General features: G+C 68.8%; 23 protein-coding genes. 9 read left to right on the forward strand and 14 right to left on the reverse strand.

The window, feature by feature from the left end; all coding sequences use genetic code 11:
• Nucleotides 1–113: 113 nt before the first annotated feature.
• The 3 genes from MKK88_RS00045 to MKK88_RS00055 form a co-directional block, all read right to left on the reverse strand.
• Complete coding sequence (locus MKK88_RS00045; protein ID WP_243996488.1) at nt 114–311, reverse strand: hypothetical protein; 198 nt, start codon at nt 309–311, stop codon at nt 114–116.
• Between the two features lie 79 nt (nt 312–390).
• A complete protein-coding gene (locus tag MKK88_RS00050; RefSeq protein WP_279601989.1) occupies nt 391–657 on the reverse strand; it encodes a hypothetical protein in 267 nt (88 codons plus the stop codon).
• A gap of 70 nt (nt 658–727) precedes the next feature.
• The gene (locus tag MKK88_RS00055; protein WP_243996492.1) at nt 728–2,752 is read right to left on the reverse strand and encodes a hypothetical protein; all 2,025 of its coding nucleotides are present in this window, start codon (nt 2,750–2,752) and stop codon (nt 728–730) included.
• Nucleotides 2,753–2,893: 141 nt separating this feature from the next.
• Between MKK88_RS00055 and MKK88_RS00060 the strand changes: the two genes are divergently transcribed.
• Both MKK88_RS00060 and MKK88_RS00065 read left to right on the forward strand, forming a co-directional pair.
• Nucleotides 2,894–3,967: a hypothetical protein gene (locus MKK88_RS00060; protein WP_243996493.1), complete on the forward strand. Its 1,074-nt coding sequence runs from the start codon at nt 2,894–2,896 to the stop codon at nt 3,965–3,967.
• A gap of 77 nt (nt 3,968–4,044) precedes the next feature.
• Nucleotides 4,045–4,293 (forward strand): hypothetical protein, encoded by a 249-nt coding sequence (locus MKK88_RS00065; protein ID WP_243996495.1) that lies wholly within the window; start codon nt 4,045–4,047, stop codon nt 4,291–4,293.
• Between the two features lie 431 nt (nt 4,294–4,724).
• Here the strand turns inward: MKK88_RS00065 and MKK88_RS00070 are convergent, their stop codons facing one another.
• Nucleotides 4,725–4,952, reverse strand: coding sequence for a hypothetical protein (locus tag MKK88_RS00070; RefSeq protein WP_243996496.1), 228 nt, complete (start codon nt 4,950–4,952; stop codon nt 4,725–4,727).
• 411 nt (nt 4,953–5,363) lie between these two features.
• Here MKK88_RS00070 and MKK88_RS00075 point away from each other — a divergent pair, with 411 nt between their 5' ends.
• A complete protein-coding gene (locus MKK88_RS00075; RefSeq protein ID WP_243996498.1) occupies nt 5,364–5,615 on the forward strand; it encodes a hypothetical protein in 252 nt (83 codons plus the stop codon).
• A 78-nt stretch (nt 5,616–5,693) separates the two neighbouring features.
• Here MKK88_RS00075 and MKK88_RS00080 read toward each other — a convergent pair whose 3' ends face one another.
• Together MKK88_RS00080 and MKK88_RS00085 are read right to left on the reverse strand one after the other, a co-directional pair.
• Nucleotides 5,694–5,936, reverse strand: coding sequence for a hypothetical protein (locus tag MKK88_RS00080; protein ID WP_243996499.1), 243 nt, complete (start codon nt 5,934–5,936; stop codon nt 5,694–5,696).
• 662 nt (nt 5,937–6,598) lie between these two features.
• Nucleotides 6,599–6,793 carry a hypothetical protein gene (locus tag MKK88_RS00085; RefSeq protein ID WP_243996501.1) on the reverse strand — a complete coding sequence of 65 codons (195 nt, stop codon included), beginning with the start codon at nt 6,791–6,793 and terminating at the stop codon, nt 6,599–6,601.
• Nucleotides 6,794–7,011: 218 nt separating this feature from the next.
• Between MKK88_RS00085 and MKK88_RS00090 the strand changes: the two genes are divergently transcribed.
• The gene (locus MKK88_RS00090; protein WP_243996503.1) at nt 7,012–7,203 is read left to right on the forward strand and encodes a hypothetical protein; all 192 of its coding nucleotides are present in this window, start codon (nt 7,012–7,014) and stop codon (nt 7,201–7,203) included.
• A 76-nt stretch (nt 7,204–7,279) separates the two neighbouring features.
• Here MKK88_RS00090 and MKK88_RS00095 read toward each other — a convergent pair whose 3' ends face one another.
• From MKK88_RS00095 to MKK88_RS00125, 7 genes are all read right to left on the reverse strand, one after another.
• Nucleotides 7,280–7,525, reverse strand: a complete 246-nt coding sequence (locus tag MKK88_RS00095; RefSeq protein ID WP_243996505.1) for a hypothetical protein — start codon at nt 7,523–7,525, stop codon at nt 7,280–7,282.
• An 82-nt stretch (nt 7,526–7,607) separates the two neighbouring features.
• Entirely contained in the window at nt 7,608–7,784 is a 177-nt protein-coding gene (locus tag MKK88_RS00100; protein ID WP_243996507.1) for a hypothetical protein, read from the reverse strand.
• 119 nt (nt 7,785–7,903) lie between these two features.
• Nucleotides 7,904–8,203 carry a PilZ domain-containing protein gene (locus MKK88_RS00105; RefSeq protein ID WP_243996509.1) on the reverse strand — a complete coding sequence of 100 codons (300 nt, stop codon included), beginning with the start codon at nt 8,201–8,203 and terminating at the stop codon, nt 7,904–7,906.
• A 299-nt stretch (nt 8,204–8,502) separates the two neighbouring features.
• Nucleotides 8,503–8,685, reverse strand: coding sequence for a hypothetical protein (locus MKK88_RS00110; RefSeq protein WP_243996511.1), 183 nt, complete (start codon nt 8,683–8,685; stop codon nt 8,503–8,505).
• A gap of 318 nt (nt 8,686–9,003) precedes the next feature.
• Nucleotides 9,004–9,384 carry a hypothetical protein gene (locus tag MKK88_RS00115; RefSeq protein WP_243996512.1) on the reverse strand — a complete coding sequence of 127 codons (381 nt, stop codon included), beginning with the start codon at nt 9,382–9,384 and terminating at the stop codon, nt 9,004–9,006.
• 69 nt (nt 9,385–9,453) lie between these two features.
• A complete protein-coding gene (locus tag MKK88_RS00120; RefSeq protein ID WP_243996514.1) occupies nt 9,454–9,729 on the reverse strand; it encodes a hypothetical protein in 276 nt (91 codons plus the stop codon).
• Nucleotides 9,730–9,986: 257 nt separating this feature from the next.
• Nucleotides 9,987–10,454, reverse strand: a complete 468-nt coding sequence (locus MKK88_RS00125; protein WP_243996516.1) for a MucR family transcriptional regulator — start codon at nt 10,452–10,454, stop codon at nt 9,987–9,989.
• A gap of 280 nt (nt 10,455–10,734) precedes the next feature.
• Between MKK88_RS00125 and MKK88_RS00130 the strand changes: the two genes are divergently transcribed.
• The 5 genes from MKK88_RS00130 (at nt 10,735) to MKK88_RS00150 (ending at nt 12,402) form a co-directional block, all read left to right on the forward strand.
• Nucleotides 10,735–11,001 (forward strand): hypothetical protein, encoded by a 267-nt coding sequence (locus MKK88_RS00130; RefSeq protein WP_313902285.1) that lies wholly within the window; start codon nt 10,735–10,737, stop codon nt 10,999–11,001.
• A gap of 34 nt (nt 11,002–11,035) precedes the next feature.
• Nucleotides 11,036–11,221 (forward strand): hypothetical protein, encoded by a 186-nt coding sequence (locus MKK88_RS00135; RefSeq protein ID WP_243996517.1) that lies wholly within the window; start codon nt 11,036–11,038, stop codon nt 11,219–11,221.
• 52 nt (nt 11,222–11,273) lie between these two features.
• Nucleotides 11,274–11,528: a hypothetical protein gene (locus tag MKK88_RS00140; protein WP_243996519.1), complete on the forward strand. Its 255-nt coding sequence runs from the start codon at nt 11,274–11,276 to the stop codon at nt 11,526–11,528.
• 130 nt (nt 11,529–11,658) lie between these two features.
• On the forward strand, nt 11,659–11,892 hold the full coding sequence (locus MKK88_RS00145; protein WP_243996521.1) for a DUF6894 family protein: 234 nt from the start codon (nt 11,659–11,661) through the stop codon (nt 11,890–11,892).
• Between the two features lie 84 nt (nt 11,893–11,976).
• Entirely contained in the window at nt 11,977–12,402 is a 426-nt protein-coding gene (locus tag MKK88_RS00150) for a hypothetical protein (RefSeq protein WP_243996522.1), read from the forward strand.
• A 75-nt stretch (nt 12,403–12,477) separates the two neighbouring features.
• On the opposite strand, the gene thrS is transcribed toward MKK88_RS00150, so the two are convergent.
• Nucleotides 12,478–14,505 carry a threonine--tRNA ligase gene (thrS, locus tag MKK88_RS00155; protein WP_243996524.1) on the reverse strand — a complete coding sequence of 676 codons (2,028 nt, stop codon included), beginning with the start codon at nt 14,503–14,505 and terminating at the stop codon, nt 12,478–12,480.
• Nucleotides 14,506–14,896: the final 391 nt, after the last annotated feature.

Here is a 14,896-nt window from a genome sequence, read left to right on the forward strand (position 1 = left end):
CTCCCGCACGGGAGAGGGGACCCGGATCCGAACCGGCGCCCGTATCGCCAGGGACCGCGTGTGAAGCCGCCGAACCCCGGTGGGGGAGACTCGCAGACGGGTGGCCCGTCCCCTCAGCGATCCGAGCTGATCAGGGCCGCCTGCGCGGTGCCGTGGGCGGTGGTGGCGTCGGCGGGCTCGCTGAGCGGCATCGTCGCGGCGGCGAGCGCCAGCGCGGTCAGGAACAGGCCGGTGGCGGCGGCCCCCGCCCGCGGGCGCGGCAGGCGGAGGGCGGCGCGCGCCGGGCGCGATCGGCGATCGGTCGTCGACATGGTGGCCTCGTCGAAGGGGTGGGCCTCGGGCCCTTATGACGAGGCAACGCCGGCCGGGGGCGGACTGGTTCCCGATGCCTCAGCGCCTGGCGGCGAGGCGGCGTCCGAGCGCGCCGAGGGCGCAGCCCACGCCATACGGCGGCAGGATCAGGGCCGCGCCTTCCAGCCAGAGACCGGCCACGCCGGGCACGATCGCGGCGAGCGCCGCGGCCGCCAGGAGGCCGGCGGCCACGAACAGGCCGAGCGGCACGGCGATGCGGTCCGGCCAGCCCGCGAGCGCCCCGACCACGAGGCCGAGCGCCCCCGCCCCGGCGAGCCCGGGCCAGAATCCGGCAGGCAGCAGCATCACGGCCGTGCGGTCTCCAAACGGATGCGGCGCCCGTACGCAACGGTGCGCGTGGCGGAGCGACGGGGCCTCACGGCAGCAGCGCGAAGGTGACCGGGCCGGCGCTCGCCTGATCCGGCAGGACGCTCAATTGATCCGCCCGGGCGCCGGCCTGGAGCAGATACTCCACCACGGCCTGCGCGCGCAGCCGGGGCAGGTCCTGCAGCGGCTCGTCGGCGGCCGCCTCGGGTTTTTTCGGGGGGGCCGGCTTGCCGCGTTTGGCGGCATCTTTGCCGGAGCCCTTGGGATCGGGCTTGGCCCTTGCCTCCGCTTTTGCCTCCGACTTCACCTTCGGCTTTGCCTCCGCCTTGGCCGCCGGCTTGCCGGTCGCCTCTGTCTTGGCCGCGCTGGCGACGCGGGTCGGCTCAAGCTCCGGCGCCGCGGCCGGATGGGCGCCCTCCCCCGGGCCGGCGGCCGGTGTCGGCGGGGCCTTGGCCGGATCGGCGGGGCCCGAGACGGCGATGCGCTGGCTCGGGCAGGCCTTGGCCAGGGCCGCCAGGGCGTCGAGGGTCGGATAGAAGGCCGGGCCCGGCACGGCGCTGCCCACCGGGAAGCGCAGATCCGCCCCTGCGGTGGCGGCGGCGAAATCGGCGCGGCAGGTCGCGAGGTCGCGCCGTTCCGCCGGCTGGCGGGCCGCGACCGAGGCCTGCCCGGTCCAGCCGGGGGGCAGCGCCTCGGCGAGCCGGTCGGAGGCGCGGGTCGCGACCTCGTGGTAGAGGCTTTCGCCGGTCAGCGTCAGCGTCCGGTCGGACACGCTGGCCTCACCCGTCGCAAGACCCACCACCAGCGGCGCCGCGGCGGCCAGCGCCGCCCCGAGATCGGGCGGCGCACCGTCGGCGAGGCGGGTGCGGTCGAGAATCGGCTCGCGGAACAGGCGCGGCCTGAGCGCATCGAGCACCCGCTCCCGTGTGGCGGCATCCGGCACGTGCCCGGTGAGCGTCACCGCCTCCGGCGTCCGGCGGATCGCCACCCGGTAGGGCGAGAGCGGCCGCGCCGTCAGGGCGACCCGCCCAGCTGCGACGCCCGCGGGCCGGGCATCGCGCATCAGCGCCTCGGCGTCGGGGATCGCCTGCGCGTCCATGGCATCGCCGCTGACCGAGACCGCGCCGTCCGCGAAGGTCACGTGGCCCGTCTGGATCAGCGCGGCGAGGCGGAACGCGAAGGCAACCAGGGCTTTCGGATCGATCGCCGGATCGAGGCCCCGGGCGGTCACCAGCCGATCGTCGACGGCCGAGCCCGTGGTCTCCTGGGCCGCCTCCTGGGCGGCGCGCCGGGCCACCTCGCGGTCGACCGCGGAGGGGATGAAGCCGTCGAGCGCGATACCGCCGACGTCCTTCTCGACGGTGAAGTGGTACTGCGCCACCCGCGGCGGCAGGATCTCGATGCGGCCGACGCTGAAGCCCGCCGGCGGCTCCGCCAGGGCAGCCCGCAGCGCCTCGTAAGCCGGCACGTCGACGGCCTCGCCTGAGAGGCTCAGCACGGTGTCGCTGAGCGCGGCCCGCCCGCCCGCCGCCAATCCGGAGAGCCGCGCCGCCAGGAAGGCCGCCGCGCTCGCGAAATCCGGCGGCGCCCCGCGGGCGGCCCGGGCGGTGTCGTCGAGGCTGGTGCCGGGGCCGAGCGCCCCGGTGACCCGGGCCTCCAGGGCCCTGCGCCCGATCTCCACCGGGCGGCTGCCCTCCAGGGCGACCTGGGCCGGCCCCCGGCGGATCGCCGCCCATTGGAACGGCGTGGCCGTCTCGACGAGGCCTATCCCCGAGACGATGCGCCGGGGGCCTTCCAGGACCGCGAGGCGGAACAGGGTGGCGGCGCGGGCGCCCGCATCCGGCGCCTCCCCGGCCGCCACGAGGTCGCGGCCCTGCACCGTCAGGCGCAGCCAAGGCTCGCCGGTCTCGGTGGCCGTGCCGGCCGCCACCCGCGCGGCCTCGGCCTCCAGTCGCTCGGCGATCTGCGGGGCGGCGTAGAGCGTCGCGCTCGCCCAGATCAGCGCGAGCGCCGGCAGGCCGGCGAGCCAGCCGGCGCGGCGTAAGCCTCGGGCGAAGGAATCGGGCACGGGCACAAAGGTGAGTTGATCGGATCCCGGGCCGAGACGACACCGGCTTTCCGGCAGCATGAAGGCCGGACCGCGTCGCCGCGTCGCCGGAACGACCTCGACGGGTTCCGGTTGGGCCTGACATCCGTTCGTTGCCTGGAGATCGCCATGGCGACTGCTTTGCGCGCCCTGCTTTCCACATTCCTGCTGGTTCCGATCGCCGCCCCGACCTCGGCGCAGAGCCTGTCGGCCACCGCGACGGCGCCGAATGCCGCCTCGCTGGAGCCGATCACCGCGATCGCCAATCCCGGTCAGCTCAGCCTGGGGGGCACGTCCACGACCGGGCCGTTCCCGACCCTCTCGGCCCAGACCGGCGGGATCCTGAATGCCGGCCAGCTCAGCTTCGGCGGTGGCGGCGGTGGCGGCGGCACGATCGGAGCACCCGGCAGCGCGCTGGGCAGTGGGGGCCAACTCGGGCTCACGTCGAGCGCCGGAACCACCGGCGGCGCAGGCGTCACCGGTCTGACACTCGGCACGAGCCGAACGGGCGCCACCGGCACGCTGGGTGGCTTCGGTTCAGCGCTGGGTTCAAGCTCGAACGCGGCCCTCGGTTCGCTCTCGGGAAGTGCACTCTCCACGACGTTCGGGTCGACCGGCCTCGGGAGCAACGCGGCGTTCACCACCAATGCCACGGGCCTCACGACGGGCCTGACGAATGGTCTGAACACCGGCACGGGCGTGACTGGGGCGCGGATCTCCGGGCTGGGCAGCTCCGCGTTCGGCACGTCCGCGTTCGGCACGTCCGCGTTCGGGACATCCGGTGCCGGAACCGGACGCGCATCGGGCGTCGTCACGAGCCAGGGCACCGACGCGACGACGGCAACCGGACTCGCTTCGGGTGGGACCGCGAATGCCATCGACGCGGCCGCCCTTGGAGCGGCATCCTCCGGGTTCGGGACAATCACGACCGGGGGCGGGACGGGGGCTGCCACGAGTCTCACCCCGGGGGCGATCACCACCGGGACAGCAGCCGGAACGGCCACGGGCGGCGCCGGGATCGCGGCCGCTTCAACTGCGGTGACCAGCCGGGACCTCGCTCAGACGGCGTCCGCGATACCGGCCGGTGGCGGCGCATCTGGCGGCGCCGGGATCGGTGGGGCGGCCGCCGCGCCCGTCCGGGTCAACGATGTCTGCGGCGGCATCCTCACGACGGCCTGTCTCGGCGCTGACACGATGTACTGACCGGCCGGGCCCGGAACCGCCGTTCCAGCGCGGCCGTTCCTTCCGCACCGGCACCTCGTCCGGGATAGGAGACGGAGATGAGCGTCACTCTGAGCCGCGCCTCGCTCGCGACCTTTCTCGTTCTGGGTCTGTCGAGCGCGGCGCTGGCGCGGGAGGCAGGCTCTCACCCGCGTGGGGTTGGTAAGGCCTCCACCCACCAGGCCCTCGGTTTCAACGCGCCGAGCTTCCGAGCCGACATGCGGGCCGTCAAGGACCAGCCCTATACGTGGCCGGTCAGCGACCGCTACCGGCCGATTTCGCAGCCGTATTACGGTCGGGCCTACTGAGGACCTGATGAAACGCACCGGCGCAGATGCGCCGGTCGCCCTCGACCCCGCCGCGAAGGGAGTGCGTGATGCGTGTGCGGTGCCGTTTCGTCCTCGTGCTTCTGTTCGTGCCCTGCGTCCTCGACGCCTTCGCGCCAGCGGGGGCGGGGGAATTCGCCCCGATGCCCCCGGCGCCCGGCATGGCCGTCACGCTTCCTGAACCCGGCATGGCGAACAGCGGGGCTGTCGGATCGTCGGTTCCGGCGGAAGTCCCGGCTGCACCGCGGACCGATTCCGGCGAGGGCCGACGTCGGCTCCGGGCGCTCGGGGCCGGATTTCCATCCATCGGCGGTCAGCTTCCGAATCAGCGCACCGGTTCCCGGCACCAACATGTGGTGCACGACATCTGCATCGGCTGCTGAGCGGCCGGTCCCGCCCCACGGGCACGGATCCTACTGTAAGGCGTGCGGCAGACTGTTGGCCCGGATCCAGCGCGGCGAGAGGATGTCACCCGCTTCGGTGATGATCCAGGGCTGCGCATCCTCGGTCTCAATCGCTTGAACGGCGACCGCAAGCGCCTCGCGCAAGGTCGCGAACGGCCGGCCCTGTGCCGCTCGGCCGGGTGCGCGTTTCGGCCAGACGGTCAGCTCTGCGCGTCTGTCGAGATCAGCGGGCGTCATGCCGTCGCTCCGGATGCTTCGCGGTTCGCACTCTCACTAGCGCCCCCGTATGACGTGGATCTGGCGAACGTGTTGCCGATTTGTGTCGCGACGCTCGCGGTCTTGCGGCAAATCGATCGCGATTGATCAACCCGCCATAACGACCTGCGGATGAAATTAAATCTGCTGTTCCTTCAATTTTCCTTTGAGACTAAAATTGGTGAAGTTTAATTCATTTGCGTGAGATGCATGGCGCGCGGTGGGATCGACAGTGCATCACCCTGTGCAATGTCTATCAACGCCTGCAGAGCAATGCCGATACGGCGGTATTTTGCATTGCATCATCGACATACCGCAGCGCACAAAAATGTGGTTTCGTTCGGCGTCGGTCGCTTTCCGCGACAGGACCTGCGATCGAAACGGAGACGCACCATGCGCACGATCTTCATCCTCGCGTCGGCGGCGCTCACCTCGGCCGCCATCTTCACCGGGCCGGCCGTGGCCGACGAGCCGCTGCACCTGACACCGCCACTCTACCGCGATCAGGCCCATGCCCAGCTGCGGATCCACCCCCTTACCCATCTGACAACGACGCCGCAGCCGGTCCCGGTGGCGGAGGAACTTCGGACGGGTTCGATCACCAAGCGGTCCCTGGTCCAGGCCTCCGCCGAGGCGCGACGCTGACGATTTGAAGAAGGGGGCGATCAACCGGTCGCCTCCCTCTGTGATGACGCTTCAGGTTCGGTATCGGCGGCCCGGTCCTCAGACGATGTGCAGCGCGCGGGCGGCCGCCTCGGGTGGGACACCGCGCTGGATCAGGCGCCATGTCCGTTCCCGCCGATCCGATCCGGCGCTCATGGCCATCATCTGCGTCCGATACCCTTCAAGACACAGATCCAGCCAAGCATACTGAATGGCCGTTGCCAGCAGTCCTGCGAGTTCGACCTGCCGGAGACTCAGACGCAGGCTTTCAGCGGTCAGACGACCAATGTCCCGCTCGATCATCTCCGTCCCACCTCGATATGGCCGGCAACGTTTAAGCCGCCGGTATGAATATGCGATGCGATGCGAGGCAGGCCGTGCTCGAGGCGACAACTGCCCGTCACGTGGTGGATCACCGAGCTCGCGTGCCGGGCGGTGTCCTGACCCTATTCGACTACGCTCCGAGCTCCGTCGGTGCACTCTGCTGCATTGCAGCGCCGGTGTGCTCGCCCTGCTGCAACGCGCTCCCGACAAGGCCGTTCAGATCCTGCGCGTGGGTCTGCGGGGCGGCAAACTGCTCTCGTACGCCCCCGGCCTGGATCCGTGTCGCTTCCGGGAAGGAGCACGCAGCCACGAGCTTTCAAGCCAGATCGCGGATGGTGCGGACATTCGACCGGATGTCATCCAACGCGCGGGCGGAGATATTCCGGGACTGGGTACGGGTGAACTCCGTCGAGCTCGACAGTGTACCGGTGTTGTGACGCACGGGTTCGATGAAGCTGGTCGAACGATTTGCGCGCAGGGCTCAAAGTGATCTCAGCGAAGTCGCGCCTCTGTCGCGGGCCCTCGGCGCTCGGAACATCAGCCAGGCTTGGTCTTCTGCGGGCCACTCGTCCGGTTGTGGCCCCATTCCGGATGCGCCGCACAAATATCGGCGTGCAGTGCGTCCGCCCCATATCCCAAGGTCAAATCTCAATTTCGCGGCGCAGGACAGCATCCTCGTCGGTGCCCTTCTGGGACAGGCCAACATCCGGATCCGCATCGGGCACCGGCAGGGGCTCGTTGGAGGGATCCCGAGCGAGATCCGGATTCCCATCCTGGGCCGGATCCACCGAATCGGGTTCGCGCTTCGGCAGCGGGATCGCGCGGGCGTTCGTCATCGGGGGCCTCTCGCACTGTCAACGCGAGAGCGCCCGGCCGGGTCCACACGACGTCGCGCCCGGGACCGGATTGAGATTGCGGCGTTATATGGGCCTCAAGCGATCTCCGCCGAAGTGGACATCGGTTCGGCACAAGAGTGCGCATCGACACAAAGACCTAGAGGGATGCCCAGTCGCGACGCGGTCGGGCACGCCTCTAGACGAGCGAGGAGAGCGTTGTGTTCACCGTCAAGGGGATCGACCCGTCCGGGCGTGTCATGAGCTTCGCCTGCGGCACCGACGAGCAGGCGATGGAGAAGACCTGGGAACTCGCCCGGCGGGGGTTCCGCGACATCACAGTCGCCGATCCAAAGGGCAAAGAAATGTCTGCGGCCGCCTTCGAACGCTCCCTCAACATCGACTGGGATTGAGTGCGCAACTGCGCCATGCGCCGCCCAGGGCGGCGCGCCACTTGTTATCAGGGGCGCCCAGGGCGGTGCGCCTGCCTCAGTGCAACGCGTAGCAATTCGTGACGCCGCGCGGGCTGCGCGTCACGTCGTACAGGATCGAGAACGGGACGAGATAGGTTTGGTCCCGCTTGCGGGACAGGATCAGGGACGAGCGATTCTCGAACGTCCCGGTGTACCCGGAGATCTCCCAGGCATCCGCGTTGAGCCGCTCGATGCTGAACGGCTGCTCGGCGGGCGAGCCCGCCGAATTCCCGCCGAGCCAAGCGAAAGGCTCGAGAGCCATCGCGTTTGATGCCGCCGGCTCGCGGCGCCGGGGAAGTGGTCCGTTCGCCGCGCCGTCACGGATAGCCCCGGCGACGTGCCCGTCACAGGCCCGGGACCTCATCGATATCGGGCACCGGCTCCCGACGTGGCGGCGCCGGATTGTCGTCAGGCGCTGGAGGCAGCCGCGGGGGCGGCATGTCGCCGGTGTTCGGCGGCATCGGCAGACCCTGCGGCAGGTCCGGTATCGCGTCCGCGTCGGGCGATTTCGGCTCCGGCATGGCATCCCTTCCCGTGCGATGCGACCCCTTGGCGCGATCTCTCCGCGATTCTTCGGTTGGCCGCCGAAGGAGAACGGTCAATCCTGGCGAAGGTGCCGAAGAGACCGTGCCACCGCATTTCAGAGGGTCTGCCGTTCGTACCGTGAGTCCGGCATGATCGGACGGACCGGCGCGGAGAGCTCGGTCGCCGCGCCGATCTCCTCCATACCGCGCCAAACGGCTTGGCAGACGAGGATCTCGTTGCTCGCGTCGATGCTGAGCACGAACCGATCCGGCACCAAATCTGCTTCCGGAAGAGCGATGCGGATGCCGCCGACAGACCGATCATAGACGATGCAGGGCAGACTGCGATGCTCGTCGACCGAGATGCTGCCGGCTTCATTCAGGATCGTACGCGGAGCACGGCGCCGTTCGAACATCGCTGCCTCATGGAAGGTCATGCGGCCAGGATCGACGACACAGGTTCAAGCCCGGTTTTGGCGATAGATCAAATTGTCGGTTTCGCTGAATCAGTTCGGCCGGTCACCGTTTTTTGAGGTGGTGCGCCGAGAGCGACGATATTGAAGTGTTGATCGATCAATATCGGGCACCGTGCGCGTGCCAACCGGCTTCTCCGGCGGCCCTTTGAGGCCGTGTCCGGTCGCGGTGCGCTCGGGCACGGTTCCAGGGCATTGCTGTTGCAGACTTCCGCGGCCGAACCAGTATCGGCTGACAGCGCCTACCCGATGACCACCTCGACGAGGGTTGTCAGGAAGCCGAGGGCGATGGCACCCAGTCCACCCATGAACGCCACATCCCAGCCGGCGAATTCCTTCGATCGCGGTGCGCGGGCGAAGGTGAAGAGCGTTACGGCTGCGCCGCAGACGACGAGGGCGATGGCGAGGTAAATCGGTCGCGACATGACGTTTCCTCCTCGCCAGTTCCGCGACCCTTCAGGGCTCTTGTCCGGATGATCGAAACCGGCGTGATGTGTTCAGATCCATCCGCGGACGAAGCATGACAGACGCGGAGGCGGTGAACAAGGATATAATCAGTTCTGCATTGCAGAACGCCGCGCCGTCGACGACGAATTCTGATGTTCTCGGGTATCTCGCGGATCGTCTCGGCGGGCGAAGCAGGCAGGATCTGCGTCCGTGCCGGCCATCCCTATGCCCGGCCGTGAAGCGCCGACCGCGTCGTGACAGCGTCCCATGGGCGGGCCGGCGACGCCCACCCGGCTTCAATCGAGGAAGACCTGAACATCGTCCGTATTGAGGATGTCCCGCTGATCGGCGCACCAGCGGTCGGCACCGACCGCGGCGATCTCTTCGGCGACGCGCCGACCTTCCGCCGCGATGGCTGTCGCGGCCCGGCGGCCCCCCATGGCGGTTTCGAGGGCCCGGCGCGCCGTCCGGGACAGGCCATCCGAGACCGCGTCATCCACAGTATAGAGCTTGCGGCAATACAGCACGATACCGGCCTGTGCGCCGACGATCCGCACCAGCCCGTCGAGAGTCTCGGCGCGCTTGGACGCCATCGTGTCGGTCGCGTCCTGGGCCCGGGCGGAGCCGCCGAGCAGCGATGCTGCGGCGAACAGGATGGCGGGTAGGGCGCGTCTCATCGTCAGCCATCTCGCGAAGGTTCGTGCCGGATCCGGGCGACCGAGGGAGCCCGATTCGGCCGCGGCCGATCACTTCCGTGCGGCCATCAAATCGTGGGAGAGGACCGCCAGCTTGCCGATCAAGCTGCTGATATCCCCGCTCTTGCACGACCATTGCGTCCCGATCGCCTCGCCATCCGCCGAGACGGAGACGACCGCGACCGAGCGCAGCCGGCCTTCGCGGGCGAGCGCCAATTGGTCCTGCAACACGGCGATGATTGACGCGGTGTCCTCGTCGGCCACGGCGGGTGCAATATGCGCCGGAAAAGGCACGACTGAACTGGATTTCGTCTGCTCTCGTTTCATCTCGCCCGTCCCTTGATTCCGTCTCGGGACCCGGCGTGCGCAGACGCTATGTACAGAGTATGGCAGCTTGTCCGTGTCGTTGGCTGTGGCGAGCGAGTGTGGCGCCGCAGCAACGATTTCACGGGCTTTGGGCATGCCGCCGTGCGATCCGTGCCTCACCTCGGGATCAACCCGGGCCGTAGCCAGTTCGCTGGGCCCCCGTCGCGACGCCGTGGGAATGGCGCGGGTGACGGGGTGTCCCTTCCAAGGCCTGGGGTTCAGGCGGCCCGACGGCCCTTCCGCTCGCGCTCGGCCATGGCGCCGGGCTGGCCCAGGCCGATCGCCTTGGCGAGGGCGGAGCGCTGCTCGGCGTAAGCCGGGGCGACCATCGGGTAATCGGCCGGCAGGCCGTAGCGGTCGCGGTAGGCCCGCGGGTCCAGACCATGGCTGGTGAGGTGGCGCTTGAGCGTCTTGTAGGTCTTGCCGTCGATGAAGCTCACGATCCCGTCGGGGCGGACCGACTTGCGGATCTGAGCGGCGCTCGGCCGGTCGATCTCGGGCTGGGCGGCCGCGCCGGACTCCGTCGTCAGGGTTCCCGAGCCGAGCCCCGCGATGGCGCCGTGCACGCGGGCGATCAGGGCCGGCAGTTCCGTGGCCGGCACGGGATTGTTCGACACGTAGGCGGCGACGATGTCGCCAGCCAGCTCGATGAAGTTGGGGGTGGGCCCGGCGGTTTCTTCTGTCACTTCAAGGTTCCTAATGTGCCCCTCGCAAGTGATTTGCTACTTCCTCTCTCTGAATGCAAGTTACAAAATTGTTCACGGGCGGGCTTCCGGTGCATGATTGGCATGCTCGCCGCGACCCGCGGGCGGGTATTTTCGGCAACCGGTACGCAGATCTTGGCTGTCTCGCTGTGGCCACGTGGTCGACTTCGGGAGTGTTTTCCCCAGGCTGCGAAATGATTCAGCAATGCACCTAGAGTTCTCAGATTCTCTGTGACCGAGAGCTTGAGGTGTCCGAGCGACGATGCGGGCGGCGCACTGCGTCGGTGGTGACGCGGCAACCGCGACGTGGCATTGCGCCGTGATGCTCATGGTGGCCCTCATCCTCGCCCTGCTCGCCGTTCTGGTGATGATGATCGTCCTGCGGCGGTGGACCGGGCGTCTGGCTTCCCTGGCAACGCTGATCGCGGGGGCCATCATGGCGCTCTGGCTGGCCGAGATCGGGCTGCTTCCGGGTTCCAAGGGCCCCTTGACCGACGAGCGACCCCTCGTCCCCGGGCTCGATCGGTAACGGTCCGGTAAGCCTGCCGCGGCCAGCATGGGTCATGCCAACGCTCTCCGCTCCGCGCCTGCTGACCTTCCTCCTCTCGGCTGTCTTGATCGGCCTCGCCGTCGCCAGCCTGTACACACGGATACCGATGGTCGGACGTACGGTCGTGGCGCACCGGCAATGGTTCTTCATCGGCGCCTACATCCTCCTGGCGCTCGGGGTGACCACGCGCAGCCTGTGAGGCATGAGCGGCGGCCTCGGTCACGAACATCATCCGCACCGAGGAGACCAGCATGGCCCTGAAGACCACCTTCGTGGTGCAACCGTTTGAACTGCATCGCAATCGCCTGCGACCCGCACGCCAGGAGCTCGCGCAGAGCGAGTTCGGCGCCCTCAAGAAGGCGGAGGCGCTCGCCGCGCGCCTGCCCGGCGCGGCGGCCCTGAAGGTCGTCGCCGATGGCGAGACCGGCGAGCTCGACAACGTGGTGATCCTCGACCAGTTCGGCACTGTCCCGGACGATTTCGCCGAGAGCCTGCTCGGTGGCTGAACCGTGCCCTGACAGGGAGGCAATTCTCTCCCTGCGACACGCAGGATGCGTATTTATGATCGGCGCGAAACTACGTAGAAACAACGGATAATGATTCTTTTAAGCCAATGTGCTTGCTGAGCCCAAATCCGTGCCCCGCTATTTCATCGATATCCATGACGGTACCCACCTCGTCCGAGACCAAGAAGGTTTTGATGTCCCCGATTTGACCGCAGCGCGGGCGCAGGCCGTGCGGATGATGACCCGCATCGCCCAGGGCCTGTCGGATCCGCGGGAGCGGCAGGATTATGTCATCGCGGTGCGCGACGCGCAGGGTGTGGTCCGTCTGCGCCTGCGCCTCTCGTACGATATCGAGCAGGGCTGACGGCGTTTTGAGGGGCGCGGCCGGGATAGGACGGCCATCCCTCCGCGTTGATCTCCCGCTGCACCATGCGGTCGAGGATTGCGGATGACACGGGCGACAGGTGCGATCGGATCCCTCGCGGCGCTCGCGCTGCTCTGCGCCCTCCCCCTGGCGGCGCGGGCGCAGACGGCGCCCCCGCCCCCGGCGGGGTCCGCGACGGCGACGCCGGACAATGCCGTCCTGCTGACCGTTCTCCTGCGCCACGATCAGGCGCGTCCGCTGGCCGAGCTGAACGCGCAGCTCGCCAAGCAGGGCTTCTACAAGGCCTTCCCGCCCCCGGGAATCGAGGTCGTCTCGTGGAACGTGGTCATGGGGATCGGGCAGATCATCGTGCTGCGGTTGCCTGCCACGCGGCTCCGTGAGGTCAACCGGGTCCTCGAGGATACCGCCTGGGGTGCCTACCGCACCGAGTTCTATCCCACCTACGATTATAAGGCGGTCGGCCTCGCGGAGCACGAGAAGGCGCGCTGAGGCCGGATCCCGCCTCAGCGCTGTCCTTGTCGCGTTGCGTGCGGCGCCAGCCCGCCCCGCAGAGGGCGTAACTCGTCAGGGCGCGTTTTGCACCGCGTGATGCCCGTCGAGCACCGTGTCGCTGGTCGGGACCGTTTCGGCCACGGCCTCGGCCCGGCGGATATCCGGGGCGGTCGCCTCCTCCACGAAGGCCGCCACCGCCTCGGTGAGCGACAGCGTCCGGGTCTGCTGGCTGCCGAGCCGCCGGATCGAGACCGTCCGCTCCTCCGCCTCGCGCTTGCCGAGTGCCAGCAGCACCGGCACCTTCGCGAGCGAGTGCTCACGGACCTTGTAGTTGATCTTCTCGTTGCGCAGATCCGCCTCGACCCGCAGGCCGGCCCGCTCCAGGGTGCGGATGACGTCCCGGGCATACGCATCGGCCTCGCCGGTGATCGTCGCCACCACCACCTGCACCGGTGCCAGCCAGAGCGGGAAATGCCCGGCGAAGTGCTCGATCAGGATGCCGGTGAAGCGTTCCATCGAGCCGCAGATCGCCCGGTGGACCATCACGGGCGGCTTCCTTGCGCCGTCGGCATCGATGTAGAAGGCGCCGAACCGCTCGGGCAGGTTGAAGTCGACCTGCGTGGTTCCGCATTGCCAGTCGCGGCCGATCGCGTCGCGCAGCACGTACTCGAATTTGGGCCCGTAGAACGCGCCCTCCCCCGGGTTCACCGCGGTCTTGATCCGGCCGGCCGACTGCTCCTCGATCTGCGCCAGCACCCGGGTCATCACCTCCTCGGCGTGGTCCCAGAGGGCATCGGAGCCGACGCGCTTCTCGGGCCTGGTCGAGAGTTTCACGACGATCTGGTCGAAGCCGAAATCCGCGTAGGTCGAGAGGATCAAATCGTTGATCTTCAGGCACTCGTCGGCGAGCTGGTCCTCGGTACAGAAGACGTGGGCGTCGTCCTGCGTGAAGCCGCGCACGCGCATCAGCCCGTGCATGGCGCCGGATGGCTCGTAGCGGTGGACGATGCCGAACTCGGCCATGCGCAGGGGCAGGTCGCGGTAGGATTTCAGCCCGTGCTTGAAGATCTGCACGTGGCCCGGGCAATTCATCGGCTTGAGGGCGAACCAGCGCTTATCCTCGGCCTCCTCGCCCGCCGATTGCGCGGCGAACATGTTCTCCCGGTACCAGCCCCAGTGGCCGGAGGTCTCCCACAGGGCCTTGTCGAGGATCTGCGGGGCGTTCACCTCGGCGTAGTCGCCGCGCAGGCGCCGGCGCATGTAGGCGATCAACTCCTGGAAGATCGTCCAGCCCTTGGCGTGCCAGAAGACGACGCCCGGCCCCTCCTCCTGGAAGTGGAACAGGTCCATCTCGCGGCCGAGCCGGCGGTGATCCCGGCGCTCGGCCTCCTCCAGCCGGTGCAGGTAGCCGTCGAGATCGGCCTGGTTCGCCCAGGCCGTCCCGTAGATGCGGGTCAGCATCGGGTTGTTCGAATCACCCCGCCAGTAGGCGCCCGCGACCTTCATCAGCTTGAAGGCGGTGCCGACCTTGGCGGTCGAGGTCATGTGCGGGCCGCGGCACAGGTCGAACCACGCGCCCTGGCGGTAGATCTTCAGGTCCTCGCCGGGCGGGATCGCGTCGACCAGCTCGACCTTGAATTTTTCGTCCTTGCCGGCGAACAGCGCCCGCACGTCCTCGCGCTTCCAGATCTCTTTCGTAAACGGTGCATCGCGCGCGATGATCTCGCGCATCTTCGCCTCGATCTTCGGGAAGTCCTCGGGCGTGAACGGGGTCTCGCGGTAGAAATCGTAATAGAAGCCGTTCTCGATCACCGGCCCGATCGTGACCTGAGTCTCCGGCCAGAGCGCCTGCACCGCCTCGGCGAGCACATGCGCACAATCGTGCCGGATCAACTCAAGGCTGCGCGGATCGGAGCGATCCAGGAACTCGATTCGGGCGTCGCGCCCGATCGGATCGTCGAGGTCGGCGACCGTACCGTCGAGCGCCATGGCGACGGTGCGCTTGGCCAGCGACTTGGCGATGCCCTCGACCACGGCGCGGCCGGTCGTGCCGGCGGCGATCTCCCGGGTGTTGCCGTCGGGGAAGGTGAGAATCGGCATGGATCACGCGTCTCCGGGCTCAGTCCTGCATACGGGGCAGGTAAGCGGTTTCAGGGGAGCGGCCGTGTAGACCGATTTTTTCGGCGAGGGAACAACGGTGCGGCGCATCTCCCCGCATCCCTGACCCGGCTGGCCTGCCCCAGCCTGTCCTCGGGGTATGCATCATCGGCCCCGCGCGCCTGTGGCACCGGGGGCATGGCCCAGGGGACGAACACGCGGGACGCGGGACGCCGCGGGAACCCAGGTGTCAGCTAACGCGCGGGATCCGGTCCCCGCGGCGCCCGCGGCATCGACCGGGCATCCGCCCCGATCAACGCCGTCTTTCTCGTCGCGGTGTCTGTGCGACGGCCCGGTCCTGCGACGCGCCGGCAGACGGTCTCGGACGCGGTGC

Source organism: Methylobacterium sp. E-005, assembly GCF_022829725.1.
In the GTDB taxonomy this organism is placed as follows: Bacteria; Pseudomonadota; Alphaproteobacteria; order Rhizobiales; family Beijerinckiaceae; genus Methylobacterium.

Coding starts and splice junctions, on each gene's coding strand:
- MKK88_RS00060 (WP_243996493.1), top strand. CDS start 2,894: ATGGCGACTGCTTTGCGCGCCCTGCTTTCCACATTCCTGCTGGTTCCG.
- MKK88_RS00070 (WP_243996496.1), bottom strand. CDS start 4,952: ATGACGCCCGCTGATCTCGACAGACGCGCAGAGCTGACCGTCTGGCCG.
- MKK88_RS00075 (WP_243996498.1), top strand. CDS start 5,364: ATGCGCACGATCTTCATCCTCGCGTCGGCGGCGCTCACCTCGGCCGCC.
- thrS (WP_243996524.1), bottom strand. CDS start 14,505: ATGCCGATTCTCACCTTCCCCGACGGCAACACCCGGGAGATCGCCGCC.
- MKK88_RS00095 (WP_243996505.1), bottom strand. CDS start 7,525: ATGGCTCTCGAGCCTTTCGCTTGGCTCGGCGGGAATTCGGCGGGCTCG.
- MKK88_RS00105 (WP_243996509.1), bottom strand. CDS start 8,203: ATGTTCGAACGGCGCCGTGCTCCGCGTACGATCCTGAATGAAGCCGGC.
- MKK88_RS00110 (WP_243996511.1), bottom strand. CDS start 8,685: ATGTCGCGACCGATTTACCTCGCCATCGCCCTCGTCGTCTGCGGCGCA.
- MKK88_RS00120 (WP_243996514.1), bottom strand. CDS start 9,729: ATGAAACGAGAGCAGACGAAATCCAGTTCAGTCGTGCCTTTTCCGGCG.
- MKK88_RS00140 (WP_243996519.1), top strand. CDS start 11,274: ATGGCCCTGAAGACCACCTTCGTGGTGCAACCGTTTGAACTGCATCGC.
- MKK88_RS00130 (WP_313902285.1), top strand. CDS start 10,735: ATGCGGGCGGCGCACTGCGTCGGTGGTGACGCGGCAACCGCGACGTGG.
- MKK88_RS00085 (WP_243996501.1), bottom strand. CDS start 6,793: ATGACGAACGCCCGCGCGATCCCGCTGCCGAAGCGCGAACCCGATTCG.
- MKK88_RS00100 (WP_243996507.1), bottom strand. CDS start 7,784: ATGCCGGAGCCGAAATCGCCCGACGCGGACGCGATACCGGACCTGCCG.
- MKK88_RS00050 (WP_279601989.1), bottom strand. CDS start 657: ATGCTGCTGCCTGCCGGATTCTGGCCCGGGCTCGCCGGGGCGGGGGCG.
- MKK88_RS00150 (WP_243996522.1), top strand. CDS start 11,977: ATGACACGGGCGACAGGTGCGATCGGATCCCTCGCGGCGCTCGCGCTG.
- MKK88_RS00080 (WP_243996499.1), bottom strand. CDS start 5,936: ATGATCGAGCGGGACATTGGTCGTCTGACCGCTGAAAGCCTGCGTCTG.
- MKK88_RS00045 (WP_243996488.1), bottom strand. CDS start 311: ATGTCGACGACCGATCGCCGATCGCGCCCGGCGCGCGCCGCCCTCCGC.
- MKK88_RS00115 (WP_243996512.1), bottom strand. CDS start 9,384: ATGAGACGCGCCCTACCCGCCATCCTGTTCGCCGCAGCATCGCTGCTC.
- MKK88_RS00065 (WP_243996495.1), top strand. CDS start 4,045: ATGAGCGTCACTCTGAGCCGCGCCTCGCTCGCGACCTTTCTCGTTCTG.
- MKK88_RS00135 (WP_243996517.1), top strand. CDS start 11,036: ATGCCAACGCTCTCCGCTCCGCGCCTGCTGACCTTCCTCCTCTCGGCT.